This window comes from Rhodococcus aetherivorans (genome assembly GCF_025722975.1).
Lineage (GTDB): Bacteria > Actinomycetota > Actinomycetes > Mycobacteriales > Mycobacteriaceae > Rhodococcus > Rhodococcus aetherivorans.
In genome coordinates this window covers 2,964,272-2,982,775 of sequence record NZ_CP106982.1, presented here as the reverse complement: position 1 = coordinate 2,982,775, position 18,504 = coordinate 2,964,272, and the positions used below count along the sequence as shown (strand labels likewise).

The window sequence follows — 18,504 nt, the reverse complement described above, 5'->3', positions numbered from 1 at the left end:
ACACTCAGGCTAACGGCCGCGAGCCCAACACCGCGGTTCCGACACGCACGCATGTCGAACCCCATCGCACCGCCGCCTCGAGGTCGCCGGACATGCCGGCCGACAGTTCGGTGGCCTCGGGATGATCGGAGCGCAGCCCGCTGTGGAGACCGGCGAGCCGTTCGAATGCGGCGTCCGGGTCCCATCCCAGTGGCGGCACCGCCATCAGGCCCCGCAACTCGAGTCCGCCGGCGGCGGCGACCTCGTCCGCGAGTGCGGGCAGGTCCGCGGCGCTCACCCCGCCCCGCTGCGGATCGTCGTCGAGGCTGACCTGCAGCAGCACCCGTACGGGCGTCTCGCGGTCGCCGGACTCCCGCGCGGCCTGCGCACCGGCGTCCAGTGCGTGCGCCAACCGGACGCTGTCGACCGAGTGCACGGTGTGGGCCCAGCGGGCGACGGCACGCGCCTTGTTGCGCTGCAGCCTGCCGATCATGTGCCATGCGACAGCGGGATCGGTTGTACGCGAACGGAATTCGGCAACCTTCGCGGCGGCCTCCTGTTCGCGGGATTCGCCGAAGGCCCGGCACCCGAGTCCGTAGAGGATCTCCACGTCGGAGACCGGGAAGAACTTCGTCACCGGCAGCAGGGCGATCTCCGCCGGGTCGCGGCCGGCGGCCCGGGCCGCGGCGTCGAGCCGCTCGCGTGCCCGCCGCAGCCCGTCCGCGATCTCGGCGCGCCGCGCGCCGGGATCCGCTGCGCTCACCGGCCACCCCCGGCACCGGTGGCCGATACGGCCTCGAGCCAGATCACCGCCGCCAACCGCCCGGTCGGCGCCTGACGGCGATGACTGAACAACATCGGATCCTCGATGGTGCACCGGGGATCCTCCGCGACCGCCACGACGCCGTGCGCGCGCAGTTGCCGGCGCAGCCCCGCGCGCAGGTCCAGCCCGGGCGTGCCCCGCACGGTGCGGGTGGCGCTGCCGGGCAGGTGGGCCTCGACGTCGGCCTGCATCGAGGCGGGCACCTCGTACCGGCGTCCGCTCGCGGCGGGCCCGAGGAACGCGCCGATGCGCTCGCGGTGCGCACCGAGCTCGACCATCGTGTCCAGGACGCGGGGAACGATGCCCACGCGGGCGCCGATCCGGCCCGCGTGCACCGCGGCGATCACGCCCGCCTCCTCGTCCGAGAGCAGCACCGGCACACAGTCCGCGCTCAGGGTGACGAGCGCGAGGCCGGGCTCGCGCGTGACCAGGGAGTCGGTCGCGGGCACCGGGCCGTCGACCGGGCCGTCCACGACGGTGACGTTGCGGCTGTGGATCTGCTCCATCCACACCAGCCGCTCGTAGGGCTGCCCGATCGCCGCGGCGAGGCGGCGACGGTTCGCCTCGACCGCCGCCGGGTCGTCACCCACGTGGTCACCGAGATTGAACGAGTCGTAGGGCGGGGCGGAGACGCCGCCGGCGCGGGTGGTGACGACCCGCCGCGCCCGGAGAGCCGACTGTGCCACCGTCACCGGCGCATGAAGATCGGCACGTCGACGTCGTCGTCGCCGTCCTCGTCGACCTCCACCGGCCGTGCCGGCTGCGCAGACCCGATCGGCGGCAGCGAACTGCCCGCGACGGGCTGCTGCTCGCGCGCCGGCATCTCCTCGGCCCGCTCCCGCTCCGGGCGGCCGACGTCGCCGGCACGTCCCGCGCCGATGGTGCCGCCGCGCGTTGCGGTGGTCGGCGGGGCCGATTCCACGGGACGCCGCGCCGGGGTGCCGCCGTCGAACCCGGCCGCGATGACGGTGACGCGCACCTCGTCGCCCAGGGAGTCGTCGATGACGGTGCCGAAGATGATGTTCGCGTCGATGTGGGCGGCCTCCTGCACCAGCGAAGCCGCCTCGTTGATCTCGAACAGGCCGAGGTCGGAGCCGCCGGCGATGGACAGCAGCACGCCGCGCGCGCCTTCCATCGACGCCTCGAGCAGCGGCGAGTTGATCGCCGCCTCGGCGGCCTTGATGGCCCGGCCCTCACCGCGGGAGGAACCGATGCCCATCAGCGCGCTGCCGGCGCCGGACATCACGCCCTTGACGTCGGCGAAGTCGACGTTGATCAGGCCGGGGGTGGTGATGAGGTCGGTGATGCCCTGGACACCGTTGAGCAGCACCTCGTCGGCGGAGCGGAACGCGTCCATGAGGCTGACGGCGGCGTCGCCGAGCTGCAGCAGCCGGTCGTTGGGGATGACGATGAGGGTGTCGCAGGACTCGCGCAGGGTCTGGATGCCCGTGTCGGCCTGGCCGCCGCGGCGCTTGCCCTCGAACGAGAACGGCCGCGTGACGACGCCGACGGTCAGCGCACCGAGCTTGCGGGCGATGCTCGCGACCACGGGCGCGCCGCCGGTGCCGGTCCCGCCGCCCTCGCCGGCGGTGACGAAGACCATGTCGGCGCCCTTGAGCACCTCTTCGATCTCGTCCTTGTGGTCCTCGGCGGCCTTGCGGCCGACCTCGGGATCCGCGCCGGCGCCGAGCCCCCGGGTGAGCTCACGGCCCACGTCGAGCTTGACGTCGGCGTCGGACATGAGCAGGGCCTGGGCGTCGGTGTTCACCGCGATGAACTCGACTCCCTTGAGTCCCTGTTCGATCATGCGGTTGACCGCGTTCACGCCGCCACCGCCGATACCGACGACCTTGATTACGGCGAGGTAGTTGTGCGGGGGCGTCATGGGCTCTCGCCTTCCTGAGAAATCGGTCACGCTTCGATCATCATCGGGTGAGGTACGGACAAACCCTCAACCACAGGTCGATGGTTATGTCAAGTATCTCGACTGCTGCGAAACGCTATGGCACGGTGGCGGCGATCCGCCAGCAGGCGCGCCGACGGCGGTCACGATTTTCGTCGCCGTGCCTCGATCGCCGTCCGCGCCGTCATCGCACCGTCGGCAGGTCGGGGCCCGCCACGTCGTAGGTCCGGCCGGGCTGGGTGAGCAGCGGCAGCACCACCTGAGCCTTGCGCTCCGAGCGCTCCACCCCTCCCCACACCACGATCCGGCCGTCGTGCAGCGTGAGCGAGACCTCCGACGCCGACGGAGCGGCCACCTCGCCCACCTGGACGCGCAGCTCGGGCGGCAGCGCCTCGAGCACCTCGATCGCCGCGGCCGTCGCCGGATCGCCGGGACCGGGGCCGGGGGTGACGAGGCGCGGGGTCAGCATGGGCGGCGGCTCGACCGCGAAGTCCACCCCGTCCGCGTCGAGCGAGTGGGTGCCGTCCGGCGCGTCGACGAAGAACACCGCCTCCCGCTCGGTCACCGTGACCCGCACGGTGGACGGGTACACGCGCTGTACCCGCACCGACGCGGCCCGCGGCAACGTGGCGACCCGCTGCGCCGCCGCCGCGGTGTCGACCTGCAGCAGCGGCGTGCCCTCCGCCAGCTCGAGGCGGGCCAGCACCTCGTCCTGCGGGATCGCCGTCGCGCCGACGACCTCCACGTTGCGCACCGACAGCAGCGGCGACAGCCAGGCGGCCGCGATCAGTCCGAGCACGGCCGCCACCACCGCCGCGCCGATCAGCACGGTCCGCACCCGCACGGACCGGCCCGACGGCCGTCGCGCGGGCCGCGCCGCCCGGCGGGGCCGGGTGCGGGTGGCGGAGGCGGGCGTCACGACCCGACCGGCCCCGGTCCGGCAGGAGCCCCCGGCCGCAGCCGGCCCGGCTTGCTGCGCAATGCGTCGAGGATCTGGCGCCCGAGCATGGTCACGTCGCCGGCGCCCATGGTGATCACGACGTCGCCGGGACGGCTCAGCCGCGCGACCTGCCGCGGCACGAGGGACAGATCCGGCTGGTAGTGCACGGGCTTGGACACCGATCGCGCGACGAGGGCTCCGCTCACGCCCGGCCGGGGCTCCTCCCGCGCACCGTAGACGTCCAGCACCACGACCTCGTCGGCGAGGTCGAGGGCCGCACCGAACTCGGTGGCGAAGGTCTCGGTGCGCGAGTACAGGTGCGGCTGGAAGACGACGATCACGCGGGGTCGTTCGGTGCCGGTCTCGGTGTAGCGGACCGGTTCGCCGGCGACCAGTTCCGCGGCCGCGGCGAGGACGGCGCGGACCTCGGTGGGATGGTGGGCGTAGTCGTCGAACACCCGCACGCCGTGCTCGCGGCCGCTGTACTGGAATCGCCGGTGCACGCCCCCGAAGCCGGCCAGGCCCTCGACGGCCTCCTCGACCTGGGCGCCCGCCTCGAGGGAGGCGAGCAGTGCGGCGAGCGCGTTGAGGGCCATGTGCCGGCCGGGGACGGACAACCGCACCGTGCGCGGCGCCGCCTCGTCGGCGAGGTGGAACTCGGCGACTCCCCCGACGTCCTTGGCCTCCCAGTTGAGCAGCCGCACGCCGACCGGCACGCCGTCCACCTCGGCGCGGTCGCCCACCACTGCCGCCGTGCCGTATCCGGTGATCCGCAGGTCGTCGGCGCGACGGGCCGTCGCCCGCCGCGCCAGGGCGGCCGAGCCGGGGTCGTCGAGGCACGCCACGAGCAGCCCGCCGGGGGCGATGCGGTCGACGAACTCGTCGAACACCCGCACGTATGCCTCTTCCGTGCCGAAGAAGTCGAGGTGGTCCGCCTCGATGTTGGTCACGATCACCACGTCGGGGTCGTACTGCAGCAGCGAGCCGTCGCTCTCGTCGGCCTCGGCGACGAACACGTCGCCGCTGCCGTGGTGCGCGTTGGTGCCGGACTCGTTGAGCTCGCCGCCCACCGCGAAGGACGGGTCGAAGCCGCAGTGCTGCAGCGTCACCACCAGCATCGACGTCGTCGATGTCTTGCCGTGCGTGCCGGCGACCAGGAAGGTGCGGTGCCCGCGCATCAGGGCCGCCAGCACCGCCGGGCGCAGCAGGACGGGAACGCCGCGTTCCCGGGCGGCGACCAGCTCGGGGTTGTCCTGGGGGATCGCGGCGTGGGTCGTCACCACGGCGGTGGGGCCGCCCTCGAGCAGATCCAGCGCGCTCGCGTCGTGTCCGATGCGCACCGAGGCCCCCCGCGCGCGCAACGCCAGCACGCCGCGGCTCTCCTTGGCGTCCGATCCGGAGACCTTCCCGCCGCGAGCGAGCAGGATCCGGGCGATGCCGGACATCCCGGCCCCGCCGATACCCACCATGTGCACCCGCTCGAGCTGCGGGGGCAGCTGCTCGCTCATCGATCACTCCTGTTCGCTTCCACGCCTGCGACGTCCAGCACGATCCGCGCCACCTCGGCGGCGGCGCTGCGGTGGCCCGCCCCTGCCGCACGCCGTCCCATCTCGGTCAGGCGGGCTGCGTCGCGCAGCAGGGGGATCACCGCATCGGCCACGAACGCCGGCGTCAGTTCCTCGTCCGCCACGATCATTCCACCTCCCGCCGCCACCACCGGCCGGGCATTGAGTTCCTGCTCCCCGTTGCCGTGCGGCAGCGGCACGTACACCGCCGGCAGGCCGACCGCGGACACCTCGGCGACGGTCATCGCCCCGGAGCGGCAGATCACCGCGTCGGCGGCGGAGTACGCCAGGTCCATCCGGGTCAGGTAGGGCACGGCGACGTAGGGATACCGGTCGTGCTCGGGACGTGCGGGCACGTCGAGGGTGTTCTTCGGGCCGTGGGCGTGCAGCACGGCGATGCCCGCCGCGGCGAGCGGACCGGCGGCTCCCGAGACGGCCTCGTTGAGCGAACGGGCGCCCTGCGAGCCACCGAACACCAGCAGCACCGGCCCCTCCGGGGGGAGCCCGAAGTGCGCCCGCGCCTGCGCCCGCAGCGCCGCCCGGTCCAGCCCGGTGATCGACGACCGGACCGGGATGCCGACGATTTCGGCGTCGCCGCGGCGCACGATCCCCGAACCCGGGACGGCGGCCAGGACACGCTCGGCGCGCAGGGCCCCGATCTTGTTGGCGATGCCGGCGCGGGCATTGGCCTCGTGCACGACGACGGGGATGCGGCGCCGGCGGCGCAGCGGTCCGGCACCGGCGGCCAGGTAGGCGGGCAGCGCCACGTAGCCCCCGAATCCGACGACGACGTCGGCGTGGGTGTGGTCGAGCACCTCGCGGGTCCGGCGGACCGAGGCGAGGACCCGCGCCGGCAGCTTGGCCAGGTCGGCGGTGAGCTTGCGGGGCAGCGGCACCGGCGGGATCAGCTCGAGTGGATACCCGCGCTGCGGCACGAGGGTGGTCTCGAGCCCCCGCTCGGTGCCCAGCGCGGTGATCGTCGCCGTCGGCACCAGCCGGCGGATCGCGTCGGCGACCGCGAGGGCCGGCTCGATGTGCCCGGCGGTGCCACCCCCGGCCACCACCACGGACAGGGCAGACTGCTCGCCGCTCACCTACGGTTTCCTCGCTCTCCGGTTCGTCCGTCTCTGCTGTTCGTCGTGGTGCCCGCGCGGCGCCGCGGCTGCCGTGGGGGTTGGTCCCGCGGGGCGGCGGGCTGCGCCGCGCGGCCCTGACCGCGGGCGCGTTCCTGCGGCGTGCGGCCCCGTGGGGTCTGCCGCTCCCGGGTCGCCGTGCCGCCGCCCCGGTCGGCGGTGCCGGCCCGGCGTGCCTCGATCCGGCCGGGGTCGGCACGCCGGGAGGCGTCGAGCCGCACGGGTTCACCGCGCGACGGCGTGTACTGCTCCGGCTTGGGCAGCCGCAGCAGCCGCCCGAAGCGGCCGTCCTGCCCGGCGTGCAGGGCGGCGACGGCCTCGGGTTCGTGCCGCGCCGCGTTGGCGATCAGGCCGAACATCAGCAGCGTCGTCGCGGTAGAGGTTCCGCCGGCCGAGACGAGCGGAAGCTGCAGGCCGGTGACGGGCAGCAACCCGACGACATAGCCGATGTTGATGAAGGCCTGCCCGATGATCCAGGTGGTGGCGGTGGCGGTGAGCAGCCGCAGGAACGGATCCACCGATCGCAGCGAGATCCGCAGGCCGGCGTAGGCGAACAGACCGAACAGGCCGATCACCGCCAGGCCGCCGAGGAAGCCGAGCTCCTCGCCGATGATGGCGAAGATGAAGTCGTTGTGTGCGTTGGGCAGGTAGCTCCACTTGGCGCGGCTCTGCCCGAGCCCACGGCCCCAGAACCCGCCGTCGGCCAGGGAGAACTTCGCCTGACGGGCCTGATAGCCGATGCCTTGCGGGTCCGCGCCGGGGTTGAAGAAGGCCCGCACCCGCGCGGACCGGTACCCGGCGGTCAGCGCGAGGAGCACCGCCAGGCCGGCGGCGGTACCGACGATCGTCAGGAACACCCGCAGCCGCAGACCCGCGAACCAGAGCAGCGCGAGGACGATGATGGCGAGCGAGACGGTGGTGCCCAGGTCGGGCTGGAGGATGATCAGCAGGGTCACCACCAGGGTCGCCGGGACCAGCGGAACCATCATCTCGCGGGCGCTGGAGCGGTCGCCGCGGCGCGACGCCAGCAGGTGCGCGCCCCACACGGCGATGGCGATCTTGGCCAGCTCCGACGGCTGCAGCGACACGCCGGCGATGACGAACCACCCCCGGGTGCCCTGGGACAGCGTGCCGATGCCGGGGATGAGCACCAGCACCAGCAGCACGACGGTGACCGCGAACGCCGGGAACGAGAACCGGCGCAGCACCCGCACCGGAACGATCAGGGCGAAATAGAAGATGACCAGGCCGAGAGCGGCGAAGATCGCCTGCGAGGTGAACAGGCCGTAGGCCGAGCCGTTGGTGGCGACGGCCTCGACGCTCGACGACGACAGGACCATCACCAGGCCCAGCACGGTGAGCAGCACCGCGATCGTGACGATCAGGTGGAACGAGGCCAGCGGCCGGGCCAGCCACAGCCCGACCCGGTTCCGCGCCGTCCCGTCGGCGGGCTGCGGGGCGTTCACTGCCCCGTCCCGCCCCCGCGCAGCTCCTCGACCGCGGCGGCGAACGCGCGACCACGCTGCGCGTAGTCGGCGAACATGTCCAGCGACGCGGCGGCCGGCGCCAGCAGCACGGTGTCGCCCGCCGTCGCCAGCGACGCCGCCTCACGCACCGCGACCCGCATGGCCGCGGGTCCGTCCGCCCCCGGCAGCGCCACCCGGCGCGCCGCAGCCGGGGCCGTCCTCGGTTCGCTCGTGCTCATCTGCCCATCGTCGCGCGTGTCGAGGAGGACCATGGGGACCTCGGGGGCGTGTCGCGCCAGCGCGTCGGCGATGCGGTCGGCGTCGCGGCCGAGCAGCACCACCCCGGCGAGGCGGGGTGCGACCTCCGCCACCAGGTCGTCGACGTGGGCGCCCTTGAGCAGGCCCCCGGCCACCCACACCACCCGGTCGTGGGCGAGCAGCGACGTGCGGGCCGCGTGCGGATTGGTGGCCTTCGAATCGTCGACGTACTCCACGCCGCCGACGGTGCCGACCGGGGCGGCGCGGTGCGGACCGACCCGGTGCCGGCGCAGACCGTCGTGCACCGCGGAGGCGGGGACGTCGATCGCGCGGGCCAGCGCGGCGGCGGCGAGCGCATCCGACAGGCCGGCCGGCCCGGCAGGGGTCACGTCGACGACCGAGGCGAGCACCGCCGAGTCGGCGAAGGCCCGGTCGACCAGAACGTCGCCACTGATGCCGAGCTCACCGGGCTGCGGGTAGCCGAGCGTGAAGCCGACGGTGACGACGGCACGGGACCGGTCGCGCAGGCCCCCGGCGATCGGATCGTCGAGGCCGAGCACCCCCACGGTGCCGGACAGCGCCCGTGCCTTGGCGTCGATGTAGCCCGCCATCCCGCCGTGCCAGTCCAGGTGGTCCTCGGCGATGTTGAGGATCACGCCGGCCTCGGGCCGCACGGACGGCGCCCAGTGCAGCTGGAACGACGACAGTTCCACGGCGAGGACGTCGGCGCGGGGGTCCGCGCGGCGCAGCGCGTCGAGGACCGGCAGGCCGATGTTGCCGCACGCCACGGACGCGAGCCCGGCGGCCTCGAGGATCGACTGCAGCATCGTCGTCGTCGTGGTCTTGCCGTTGGTGCCGGTGACGACGAGCCAGCGCCGCGGCGGGCCGTAGATCTCGGCGCGGTCGATGCGCCAGGACAGCTCGATGTCGCCCCAGATCGGTACGGCGGCGCCGGCGGCGTGCGAGAGCAGCGGCGCGTCGGGCGCGAAGCCGGGGCTCGTCACGACCAGCGCATACTCGTGCAGCGACGACGCGTCCGCGACGAGGTCGTCGAGATCGACGGTGTCGGCGCCGAGCTCACGGCAGCGCGCGAGGGCCTGCGGGTCGCGGTCGGTGACGGTCACCGTCGCGCCGAGGTCGCTGAGGGGGGCGAGGGTGGCACGACCGGACATCCCGCCGCCGGCGACGAGCACGCGGGCGCCGCGGAGCCGGTCCAGGTCTTGGCGGCGCAGTTCGTCTGTCACGGTGTCAGTCCCCGATCGCCGCTAGGTATTCGCTGTAGAACAGGGCCATGCCGATGGCCGACGCGATGGCGGCGAGCAACCAGAACCGGATGATCACCGTCGTCTCCGCCCAGCCGCCGAGCTCGAAGTGGTGATGGAACGGCGCCATCCGGAACACGCGACGCCGGCTGGACCGGAACACCGCCACCTGGATGACGACGGACGCCGCCTCGGCGACGAACAGGGCGCCGATGACCACCATGAGCAGCTCGGTGCGCGTGGTGACGGACAGGCCCGCGAGCATGCCGCCGAGGGCGAGCGAGCCGGTGTCGCCCATGAAGATCTTCGCGGGGGCGGCGTTCCACCACAGGAAGCCGATGCACGCGGCGGCGCCGGCGGCGCACAGCAGCGCCAGGTCGAGCGGGTCCCGCACGTCGTAGCAGCCCTTGCCGGGGTCGGCGACGCACGAGTTGCGGTACTGCCAGAACGTGATGATCACGTAGGCGCCGAGCACGAGGCTCATCGACCCGGCGGCGAGCCCGTCGAGGCCGTCGGTGAGGTTGACCGCGTTGGACCACGCGCTGACGAGCAGGTACACGAAGAGGATGAACACCACCGCGCCCATCGAGACGGTGGCGATGTCGCGCACGTAGGACAGGTGGGTGCTGCCCGGGGTGAGTCCGTCGCCGTTGCGGAACTGCAGGGCGAGGATGCCGAACGCGACCGCGGCGACGAGCTGGCCGACCAGTTTGGCGGTCTTGTTCAGGCCCAGATTGCGCTGCTTGCGGATCTTGATGAAGTCGTCGAGGAAGCCGACGCCGCCGAGGGCGGTGGTCAGGCCCAGCACGAGCAGACCCGAGGCCGACGGTCCCTCCGCACCCTCGTAGGCCAGGCCGATCGCGTGCGCACCGAAGTATCCGGCCCACAGGCCGGCGAGGATCGCGACGCCGCCCATGGTCGGTGTGCCGCGCTTGGACTGGTGGCTCTGCGGTCCTTCGACGCGGATCTCCTGACCGAATCCCTGCCGCGAGAATGCCTTGATCAGCACCGGCGTCAGCAGGATCGACACCGCCAGTGCGATTCCCGCGGCGAAGAGGATCTGTCTCACCGTGCGGCCTCCGTTTCCGTTCCTGCCGTACCCGCCGTTCCCGCGAGGATCGCCTCCGCCACCGTCCACAACCGGACGGACTGCGAGGCCTTGACCAGTACCAGGTCGCCGGGCCGCAGCTCGCGCTCGAGGAGCTCGATCGCGGCGGCGGCGTCGGGGACGTGGCTCGCCTCGTCGCCCCAGGATCCTTCCATCACCGCACCCTGGTAGAGACCGCGGACCGGGCGGGTCGCGCCGACCGCGACGATGCGGGTGACGTCCAGGCGCACCGCGAGCCGGCCGATGGCGTCGTGCTCGACGACGGACTCGTCACCGAGTTCGCCCATCTCCCCCAGCACCGCCCAGGTCCGGCGCGGGCTGTCGCCGGCGCGGGCCATGGTCACCAGCGCCTTGAGCGCCGCCCGCATCGAGTCCGGGTTGGCGTTGTACGCGTCGTCGACGACGGTGACGCCGTCGGCACGGGTGCGCACGTCCATACGGTGCGCCGACACCGCGCCGGCACCGCCGAGCGCGGTCGCGACCTGCTCGGGCGTGGCGCCGCACTCGAGCGCGACGGCCGCGGCCGCCAGGGCGTTGCCGATGTGGTGCTCGCCGTGCACCGCGAGGGTGACCGTGGTGCGGCGCTCGGTGCCGTCGTCGCGCACGACGAGGGTGAACGTGGGACGGGCGTGCTCGTCGAGGTGGACGTCGGTGGCCCGGACCTGCGCGGCCGGGTCGCTGCCGACGAGCACCACGCGGGCGCGGGTGCGCGGTGCCATCGCGGCGACCAGGGGGTCGTCCGCGTTGAGGATCGCCACGCCGCCCTCCTCGGCGGCCGGCAGGGCCTCGACGAGCTCCCCCTTCGTCCGGGCGATGACCTCCTGGGAACCGAATTCCCCCAGGTGGGCGGTGCCGACGTTGAGCACCACCCCGATGCGGGGCGGCGCGACGGTGGCGAGGGCGGCGATGTGCCCGGGTCCGCGGGCCGACATCTCCAGCACCAGGAATCGGGTGTCGGTGGTGGCGCGCAGCGCCGTCCACGGATGCCCGAGCTCGTTGTTGAAGGAGCCGGGAGGGGCGACGACCGGGCCGAGCGGCGCGAGCACCGCGGCAAGCAGGTCCTTCGTGGAGGTCTTGCCCGCGGATCCGGTGACGCCGACGACGGTCAGCCCGTCGGCGGTGAGCTCGTCGACCACGGCGCGGGCGAGGGCACCCAGCGCGGCGAGGACGGCGGCACCCGAGCCGTCGGGGTCGTGTTCGAAGGCCAGCGAGTTGGTCTCGACCGGCGGCACCGGCGGCACCACGACGGCGGGCACACCCACCGGTCGGGCGGCGAGCACCGCGGCGGCGCCGGCGGCGATGGCGTCGGCGGCGTGATCGTGCCCGTCGGAGCGGGCCCCCGGCAGCGCCAGGAACAGCCCGCGCGGGGTGACCTTGCGGGAGTCGAACTCGACGGTGCCCGTCACCTCGACGGCCGGGTCGTCGACGTCGTGCAGTGTCCCGCCGACCACCTCCGCGATGCGGGCGAGTGTCATCGGGATCATTCGGTGCCTCCGTACTGCTCGCTACCTGCGCCGGCGAACCGGTCGATGGCCGCGGCGAGCACTTCGCGGTCGTCGAAGGGGTGCTTGACCCCGTGGATCTCCTGGCCGGTCTCGTGGCCCTTGCCTGCCACGAGGACGATGTCGCCCGGGCGTGCCCAGCGCACGGCCGCCTCGACGGCGGCGGCCCGGTCACCGATCTCGCGGATCTCCCCCCGCTGCTGTTCGGGGACGGCGCGGGCACCGGCGAGCAGCGCGGCGCGGATGACCGCCGGATCCTCGGTGCGGGGGTTGTCGTCGGTGACGACGAGCAGGTCCGCCCCACGGGCTCCGACGTCGCCCATGAGCGGACGCTTGCCGTGGTCGCGGTCGCCGCCCGCACCGACGACGACGGCGAGCCGGCCGCCGGCCGCCCGTCCGCGCAACGTCGCGATGACGGCCTCGAGCGCGGCCGGCTTGTGCGCATAGTCGACGACGGCGAGGAAACCCTGCCCGCGGTCGACCCGCTCCACCCGTCCGGGTACGTCGACGTCGGCGATGCCGGCGGCCGCGGCGTCGACGTCGACCCCGACCGCCGCGCACACCGCGACGGCGAGGGCGGCGTTGGCGACGTTGTAGTGGCCGGGCAGGCGCACCGCGACGCGCCGTGCGGTGCCGTCGGGCCCGGCGAGGGTGAACACCTGGGATCCGGACGGCTCGGTGCGGACCGCCGTCGCCGTCCAGTCGGCGGTTCCGGTGGTGGCGACGGTGCGCACCGCCTCGGGCTCCGCAGGGTGGGCGGCCCGGGCGATCCCGGCCATCCGCACGCCCCACTCGTCGTCGATGCACACGACGGCACGGCGGGCCCGCACGGGCGAGTCCGCCGCGAACAGCCGGGCCTTCGCCCCGAAGTAGTCGTCGAGGTCGCGATGGAAGTCGAGGTGGTCCTGGGACAGGTTCGTGAAGGCACCGACCGCGAAGCGGACCCCGGCGACCCGCCCCAGGGACAGGGCGTGGCTCGAGACCTCCATCACCACGGTGTCGATGCCCTGCTCGCGCATGGCCGCGAACAGCGCGTGCAGCTGCGGGGCCTCGGGGGTGGTGAGCGCGCTGGGGACCCGCCGGCCCGCGAGGCGGGTCTCGATGGTGCCGACCAGGCCCGTGACCCGCCCGGCGGCGGCGAGCCCCGCCTCGACCAGATAGGCGCTGGTGGTCTTGCCGGAGGTGCCGGTGATGCCGACGACCTGCATGTGCTGCGACGGGTCGCCGTAGATGGCGGCGGAGACGACGCCGAGGACCGACCGCGGATCCGGGTGGACCAGCACCGGCACGGGGCGGGTGACGACGGCGGCGAGGTGCTCGCATCCGGCGGCGTCGGTGAGGACGGCGACAGCACCCCGTTCCAGGGCCTCCGCGGCGTATTCGGCGCCGTGCGCGCGGGCGCCCGGGAGTGCGGCGAACAGGTCGCCGGGCTGCACCCCCTGGGCCCGCAGGTCGACGCCGGTCACGGACACCGGGATGCCCGCGGCGGGGGTCGTGGCGCCCGGTGCGACGGTGCCGACGGTGGCGCCCACGGCGGCAGCGAGGTCGCGGAGCTGCGTCACCGGTGGATGCTCGGGTCTCAGGCCGCCTCCCGGCGGGGACGGGTCCGGACTCGACGGCACAGGCACCAGGCTCCTCTCGCTCCGCGGCAGTGTCTCCTGCCGTTCCTCTACTCCCGCGGCCGCGCTGTTCCCGAGCACCGGGGCTCGACCGCGGTGTCACGGTACCGACGTGTCAGGTTACCGACGGGCGGCGGTGCCGCCGACACGTGCTCGGCGATCGACCGCACCCGCGCGGCTCAGTCCACCTGCAGGATCAGCTTGCTGCCCGGGTCCGCCGACAGCGGCACGCCCTCGCGCTGCAGCAACCACGAGGCGATCGTGTGGAACAGCGGTGCGGCGGACTGCCCGCCGCTGCCGTCGGCGCTGCGGGTGGGCGCGTCGAGCATGATGCCGATCACGTAGCGGGGGCGGTCGGCGGGCGCGATCCCCGCGAAGGTGATCCAGTAGTTCGAGTTCGAGTAGCACTTGCATGCGGGGTCGACCTGCTGGGCGGTGCCGGTCTTGCCGGAGACCTGGTAGCCCTCGATCGCCGCCGGGGTGCCGGTGCCGCGCTGGTTCCCGGTGTCGTCCTGCACCACGGCGCGGAACATGTCGCGCACGGTGGCGGCGGTCTGCGGGCTGACCACCCGCACCGGGTCCGGCCGGGGTGTCTCGGTGCGGGTGCCGTCGGGTGCGACGACCGCCCGGACGACGCGCGGCGGAATCCGCTCGCCGTCGTTGGCGATGGCCTGGTAGATCCCTGCCATCTGGAGCAGCGTCATCGACAGGCCCTGCCCGATCGGCAGGTTGGCGAAGGTGCCGCCGGACCACTGCTCGCGGCTCGGCACGCTGCCGGCGGACTCGCCCGGCAGGCCCACGTCGGTGCGCTGCCCGAGGCCGAACAGGCCGAGCATCTGCGCGAACCGGTCCTCGCCGACCCGTTCCGCGAGCATCAGGGTCCCCACGTTGGAGGACTTCCCGAACACACCGGTGGCGGTGTAGGGCACGACGCCGTGGTCCCACGCGTCCTTGACGGTGACGCCGGCCATGCGGATCGTGCCGGGCACCTGCAGCACCTCGTCGGGGGTGGTGAGGCCGTCCTCGATCGCGGCGGACGCGGTGACGATCTTGTTCACCGACCCCGGCTCGAAGGGGGTGCTGACGGCGGGATTCCCGAGTTCGGCGTCCTTCGGGTTGTTGCCGACCCCGATCGACGGGTCGAACGTGCCGTCGTTGGCCATGGCGACGACCTCGCCGGTCCGGGCGTCGAGCACGACGGCGGACGCGTTCTTCGCCCCGGACAGGTCCTTGGCGCGCTGCACCTGCTGCTGCACGTAGTACTGGATGTCGGAGTCGATGGTCAGTTCCACCGCGGAACCGTCGACGGCAGGTTGCTGATCGCGCCAGCTGCCGGGGATCACCGCGCCGTCGGAGCCCCGATCGTACGTCGAGGAGCCGTCGGTGCCGGCGAGCACGGAGTCCATGGAATCCTCGAGACCGAGGAGGCCGTGCCCGTCCCAGCCCGTCGCGCCGACGAGGTTGGCGGCGAGCGAGCCGCCGGGATACAGCCGGATGTCCTGACGCTCGAGACCGACCTTGTCGTACTCGTCGACGAGCGAGGTCGCCACGGCCGGATCGACGCCGCGCGCCAGATAGACGAAGGTCTCGTCGCTGCGCAGCTTGTCGAGGATCTCGTCCTCGGGGGCGGCCGCTCCGAGCGCCTCGTGGATCGCCTTCGCGAGACCCTCCAGATACGCGTCGGTCTCCGGCTGCGTCGGGTCCTCGGCGCGCGCCTCGTCCAGCTCTCGCCGGACGCGGACGGGCTGGAAGGTGAGCGCCTTCGCCTCCATCGTGTAGGCCAGCGGACTGCCGTTCCGGTCGGCGATGGTGCCGCGGGTGGCAGGCTCGACGAGCCGCGTCGTGCGCTGGCTGGCCGACTCGGCGGTCAGCTGCGGCGCCTGGACGACCTGAACCCACAGCAGTTGCACGGCCGCGACCCCGAGGGCCAGGAACATGACTGCGCGCCCGTACCGGTAGCGGAACCGGAACCCGGTGGTGTCCGCTCCGCCGGAGGCCTTGCGCGGGCGGGTGCGCCGGGCGGGCGCCGGCCGGCGGGAAGGAGCAGGGCGGCCGCGGACCGGCCGGGAAGACGGTGGGGTCCCTCGCCTCACCGGCGCCCGTCCTCGGCGTGCGTCGCAGGGGTCACGGGCACCAATTGTTCCGGCTGACCGGGCGCGGCCCCGGCATTGCCGGGCGACGGCGTGGCGTCCGGGGGTGCCGGGGCAGGCTCCCCGGCCGGTACCGCCGCAGTAGCCCCGGGCGGCACCGCCGCAGTAGCCCCGGGCGGCACCGCCGCAGTAGCCCCGGGCGGCACCGCCGCCGCAGCCCCGGGCGGCACCGCCGCCGCAGCGGACGGCGCGGCGCCCGGGGTCGTCGCGGTGGGGGCCTCACCCGCGGCGCCGGCCGACGGCGCGGCGGCCCGGTCGGTGCCGGCGGACGGGGTCAGCGGCCGCGGGTTCTCGCTCCCCGCGCTACCCGCGAGCGGCGGAAGCTGGGCCCGGGTCCGGTCATCGGCCGCCGGGGGGTTCAGCGGCGCGGCCGGTGCCCCCTCGGCGGGGGCCGGGGTTCCCACCACGCGCACACCGCCGTCGTCGCCGACGACCAGGCGCGCGACCTCGCCGGTGGGGATCATGCCGAGCTTTGCAGCCTGCATCGCCAGCACCGGCGCCGAGTTGCCGGTTTCGACGTCGCGCTGCAGCACGGCGCGCTCCTGGATCAGGCGCTGGTTGTAGTCGCGTGCGGCGCTGAGCTGGTAGGAGTCCTCCGCGGCGCGCGTGGTCAGCAGCAGGGTTACGGCCATGCCGATGCCGAGGAGACCGATAATGGTGGCCACGAACGGAATTCGCGCCGCCACACTACCGCCGCGGCGAGCCGGTGCGGGAGTCGCCGTGTCCGGGGTCAGGTGCGCCGTGCGACGGCTGCGCCGCTGATACGCCCGCTGCGCAGCCGTGGATCGAGCCGGACGGCGAGCAGGTGCTGCCACCTGTACGGTCATCGGTTACCTCCTGGCGATTCGTTCCGCGGCACGCAGGCGCACGGGCGCCGAACGCGGATTGGCCTCGATCTCCTGCTCCGTCGCCCGTTCCGCCCCGCGGGTGAGCATCCGCAATTCGGGCCCGGTACCCGGAAGTTCCACCGGGAGCCCCTCCGGGCTCTTCGACTTCGTCAGCGGGGTGAGAATCTGCTTGACCACGCGGTCCTCGAGGGACTGGTACGACATGAACACCACCCGTCCCCCGACGGCGAGAGCGTCCAGGGCGTCCGGGATCGCGGCGCGCAGCGAGTCGAGTTCCCCGTTGACCTCGACCCGCAGCGCCTGGAACGTGCGCTTGGCGGGATGGCCGCCGGTGCGGCGGGACGCGGCCGGAATCGCCCGGTACAGCAGCTCCACCAGCTCCCCGCTCGTGCGCAGCGGCGTCTTCGCCCGCTGCCGCACGATCTCCGAGGCGATCTTCCCGGCGAACCGCTCCTCCCCGTAGGTGCTGAGTATGCGGGCGAGGTCGCCGTGGCTGTAGGTGTTGAGCACGTCGGCCGCGGTGACGCCCGTGGTGGGGTCCATGCGCATGTCCAGGGGTGCGTCGCGGGAGTAGGCGAAGCCGCGCTCGGCCTCGTCGAGCTGCATCGAGGACACGCCGAGGTCGAACAGGATCGCATGCACGGAGCCGACCCGATCCAGCCCGCACGAGGCGAGGGCGTCGGCGATGCCGTCGTAGCGGGTGTGCACGAACTGCGTGCGGTCGGCGAACGGCGCGAGCCGCCGGCGGGCGACGGCGAGGGCCTCGGGGTCGCGATCGAGCCCGATCAGGCGCACACCCGGATAGGTCCGCAGGAAGTGCTCGGAGTGTCCGCCGAGACCGAGGGTGGCGTCCACATAGATCGCGCCCGGGCCGGCGGCATCGATGGCGGGGCCGAGCAGTTCGTCGGCGCGGCCGAGCAGGACGGGGATGTGACCGAAGCTCTCCGGACTCCCGGCCTCCGGAACTGCCGCCGCCGCGTCCTGACCCTCCGCCATTCTTCCTCCGGTTGTCCTGCTCGGTTCGTGGGCGATCGGATCGTGGCTTCGGTCGGGGGGGTTCGCAGTCACGCCTCCGGATACGACCGCGGCGAATGCATCGAGGTCTCTGTCCGAACTGGAAACCTGGCGTTGGGGAAGTACGTCAGGGTTCCGTTTCACGAACCTGGCACTGGGGAAGTGTGTCAGGGTCGCTGTCGGGCAGAGGCCTCGCGGCACTCGCCGCGGTGGCACTGCGGTCGCTGCTGCGGTTCCGGTCACAGAATGTCGTGCAGGGCCTCGTCTCTCGCTTCCGAAAACTCTTCCTCGTGCTCGGCGAGGTATTGCTCCCACGCCGCCGCGTCCCAGATCTCCAGGTGTTTGACGGCACCGATCACGACGCAGTCCTTCGTGAGCCCCGCGTACTTGCGGTGGGCGGCGGACAGGGTGATCCGGCCCTGCGCATCGGGACGCTGCTCGTCGGTTCCCGCCGCCAGGCTCCGGAGGAACGCCCGGGCCTGCGGATTGCTCCGCGAGGCCGCGGCGGCGCGCTCGGCCAGGGCGGCGAACTCGTCGCGCGGAAAGACGGAAAGGCTGTGGTCCTGACCCTTCGTGATCATCAACCCTCCCGCCAGTTCGTCTCGGTACTTCGCGGGCAGCGTGAGCCGCCCCTTGTCGTCCAGCTTGGGTGTGTGGGTACCGAGGAACACTCGACACCCCCCGCCACGCCCCGGCCGGACCCTGCCTACTACCCGACGGAGGAACCCCTCCGCCGCGACCCACACTACCCCACTTTCCCCCACGTTCAACCGCTTACGCGCCCGCGCGCGGCGCCGTTTTTCGACTGTGCGCAGTTCACGGCGGGTGGGGCGGAGTGGGCGACGACGCACGGCGCGGGCAGCGTCGCGACGCGCGGACCGAGACGCGGGCGCGGGACAGCGAACCCGGACGCGGGAAACACGCTGGTCGGCTC

Annotated in this window: 15 protein-coding genes; all 15 read right to left on the bottom strand. The window is 73.5% G+C overall.

Going from position 1 to position 18,504, the window contains the following annotated elements:
- Positions 1-4 precede the first annotated feature (4 nt).
- A complete protein-coding gene (locus OCS65_RS13595; RefSeq protein WP_006933413.1) occupies positions 5-742 on the bottom strand; it encodes a YggS family pyridoxal phosphate-dependent enzyme in 738 nt (245 codons plus the stop codon).
- Positions 739-1,494 (bottom strand): peptidoglycan editing factor PgeF, encoded by a 756-nt coding sequence (gene pgeF / locus OCS65_RS13590; RefSeq protein WP_231772757.1) that lies wholly within the window; start codon positions 1,492-1,494, stop codon positions 739-741. Before pgeF ends, OCS65_RS13595 begins: the two co-directional genes overlap by 4 nt.
- Positions 1,491-2,687, bottom strand: coding sequence for a cell division protein FtsZ (gene ftsZ, locus OCS65_RS13585; protein ID WP_006933411.1), 1,197 nt, complete (start codon positions 2,685-2,687; stop codon positions 1,491-1,493). Before ftsZ ends, pgeF begins: the two co-directional genes overlap by 4 nt.
- Positions 2,688-2,889: 202 nt before the next feature.
- Entirely contained in the window at positions 2,890-3,624 is a 735-nt protein-coding gene (locus OCS65_RS13580; protein ID WP_006933410.1) for a cell division protein FtsQ/DivIB, read from the bottom strand.
- Positions 3,621-5,153 (bottom strand): UDP-N-acetylmuramate--L-alanine ligase, encoded by a 1,533-nt coding sequence (gene murC, locus OCS65_RS13575; RefSeq protein ID WP_029544177.1) that lies wholly within the window; start codon positions 5,151-5,153, stop codon positions 3,621-3,623. Before murC ends, OCS65_RS13580 begins: the two co-directional genes overlap by 4 nt.
- Positions 5,150-6,304, bottom strand: a complete 1,155-nt coding sequence (gene murG, locus OCS65_RS13570; protein WP_006933407.1) for an undecaprenyldiphospho-muramoylpentapeptide beta-N-acetylglucosaminyltransferase — start codon at positions 6,302-6,304, stop codon at positions 5,150-5,152. Before murG ends, murC begins: the two co-directional genes overlap by 4 nt.
- A complete protein-coding gene (gene ftsW, locus OCS65_RS13565) occupies positions 6,301-7,809 on the bottom strand; it encodes a putative lipid II flippase FtsW (protein WP_006933403.1) in 1,509 nt (502 codons plus the stop codon). The genes murG and ftsW overlap by 4 nt, the downstream gene beginning before the upstream one ends.
- Positions 7,806-9,311, bottom strand: coding sequence for a UDP-N-acetylmuramoyl-L-alanine--D-glutamate ligase (gene murD, locus OCS65_RS13560; RefSeq protein ID WP_029544179.1), 1,506 nt, complete (start codon positions 9,309-9,311; stop codon positions 7,806-7,808). Before murD ends, ftsW begins: the two co-directional genes overlap by 4 nt.
- A gap of 4 nt (positions 9,312-9,315) precedes the next feature.
- Positions 9,316-10,398 (bottom strand): phospho-N-acetylmuramoyl-pentapeptide-transferase, encoded by a 1,083-nt coding sequence (mraY, locus tag OCS65_RS13555; RefSeq protein ID WP_003934158.1) that lies wholly within the window; start codon positions 10,396-10,398, stop codon positions 9,316-9,318.
- A complete protein-coding gene (locus tag OCS65_RS13550) occupies positions 10,395-11,921 on the bottom strand; it encodes a UDP-N-acetylmuramoyl-tripeptide--D-alanyl-D-alanine ligase (protein ID WP_050035361.1) in 1,527 nt (508 codons plus the stop codon). Before OCS65_RS13550 ends, mraY begins: the two co-directional genes overlap by 4 nt.
- A complete protein-coding gene (locus OCS65_RS13545; RefSeq protein WP_006933395.1) occupies positions 11,918-13,561 on the bottom strand; it encodes a UDP-N-acetylmuramoyl-L-alanyl-D-glutamate--2,6-diaminopimelate ligase in 1,644 nt (547 codons plus the stop codon). Before OCS65_RS13545 ends, OCS65_RS13550 begins: the two co-directional genes overlap by 4 nt.
- Before the next feature lie 176 nt (positions 13,562-13,737).
- A complete protein-coding gene (locus OCS65_RS13540) occupies positions 13,738-15,651 on the bottom strand; it encodes a peptidoglycan D,D-transpeptidase FtsI family protein (protein WP_006933393.1) in 1,914 nt (637 codons plus the stop codon).
- A complete protein-coding gene (gene ftsL / locus OCS65_RS13535) occupies positions 15,648-16,373 on the bottom strand; it encodes a cell division protein FtsL (RefSeq protein ID WP_231772756.1) in 726 nt (241 codons plus the stop codon). The genes OCS65_RS13540 and ftsL overlap by 4 nt, the downstream gene beginning before the upstream one ends.
- 165 nt (positions 16,374-16,538) lie before the next feature.
- Complete coding sequence (gene rsmH / locus OCS65_RS13530) at positions 16,539-17,552, bottom strand: 16S rRNA (cytosine(1402)-N(4))-methyltransferase RsmH (protein ID WP_231772755.1); 1,014 nt, start codon at positions 17,550-17,552, stop codon at positions 16,539-16,541.
- Positions 17,553-17,809: 257 nt separating this feature from the next.
- Entirely contained in the window at positions 17,810-18,241 is a 432-nt protein-coding gene (gene mraZ / locus OCS65_RS13525; RefSeq protein WP_010594381.1) for a division/cell wall cluster transcriptional repressor MraZ, read from the bottom strand.
- Positions 18,242-18,504: the final 263 nt, after the last annotated feature.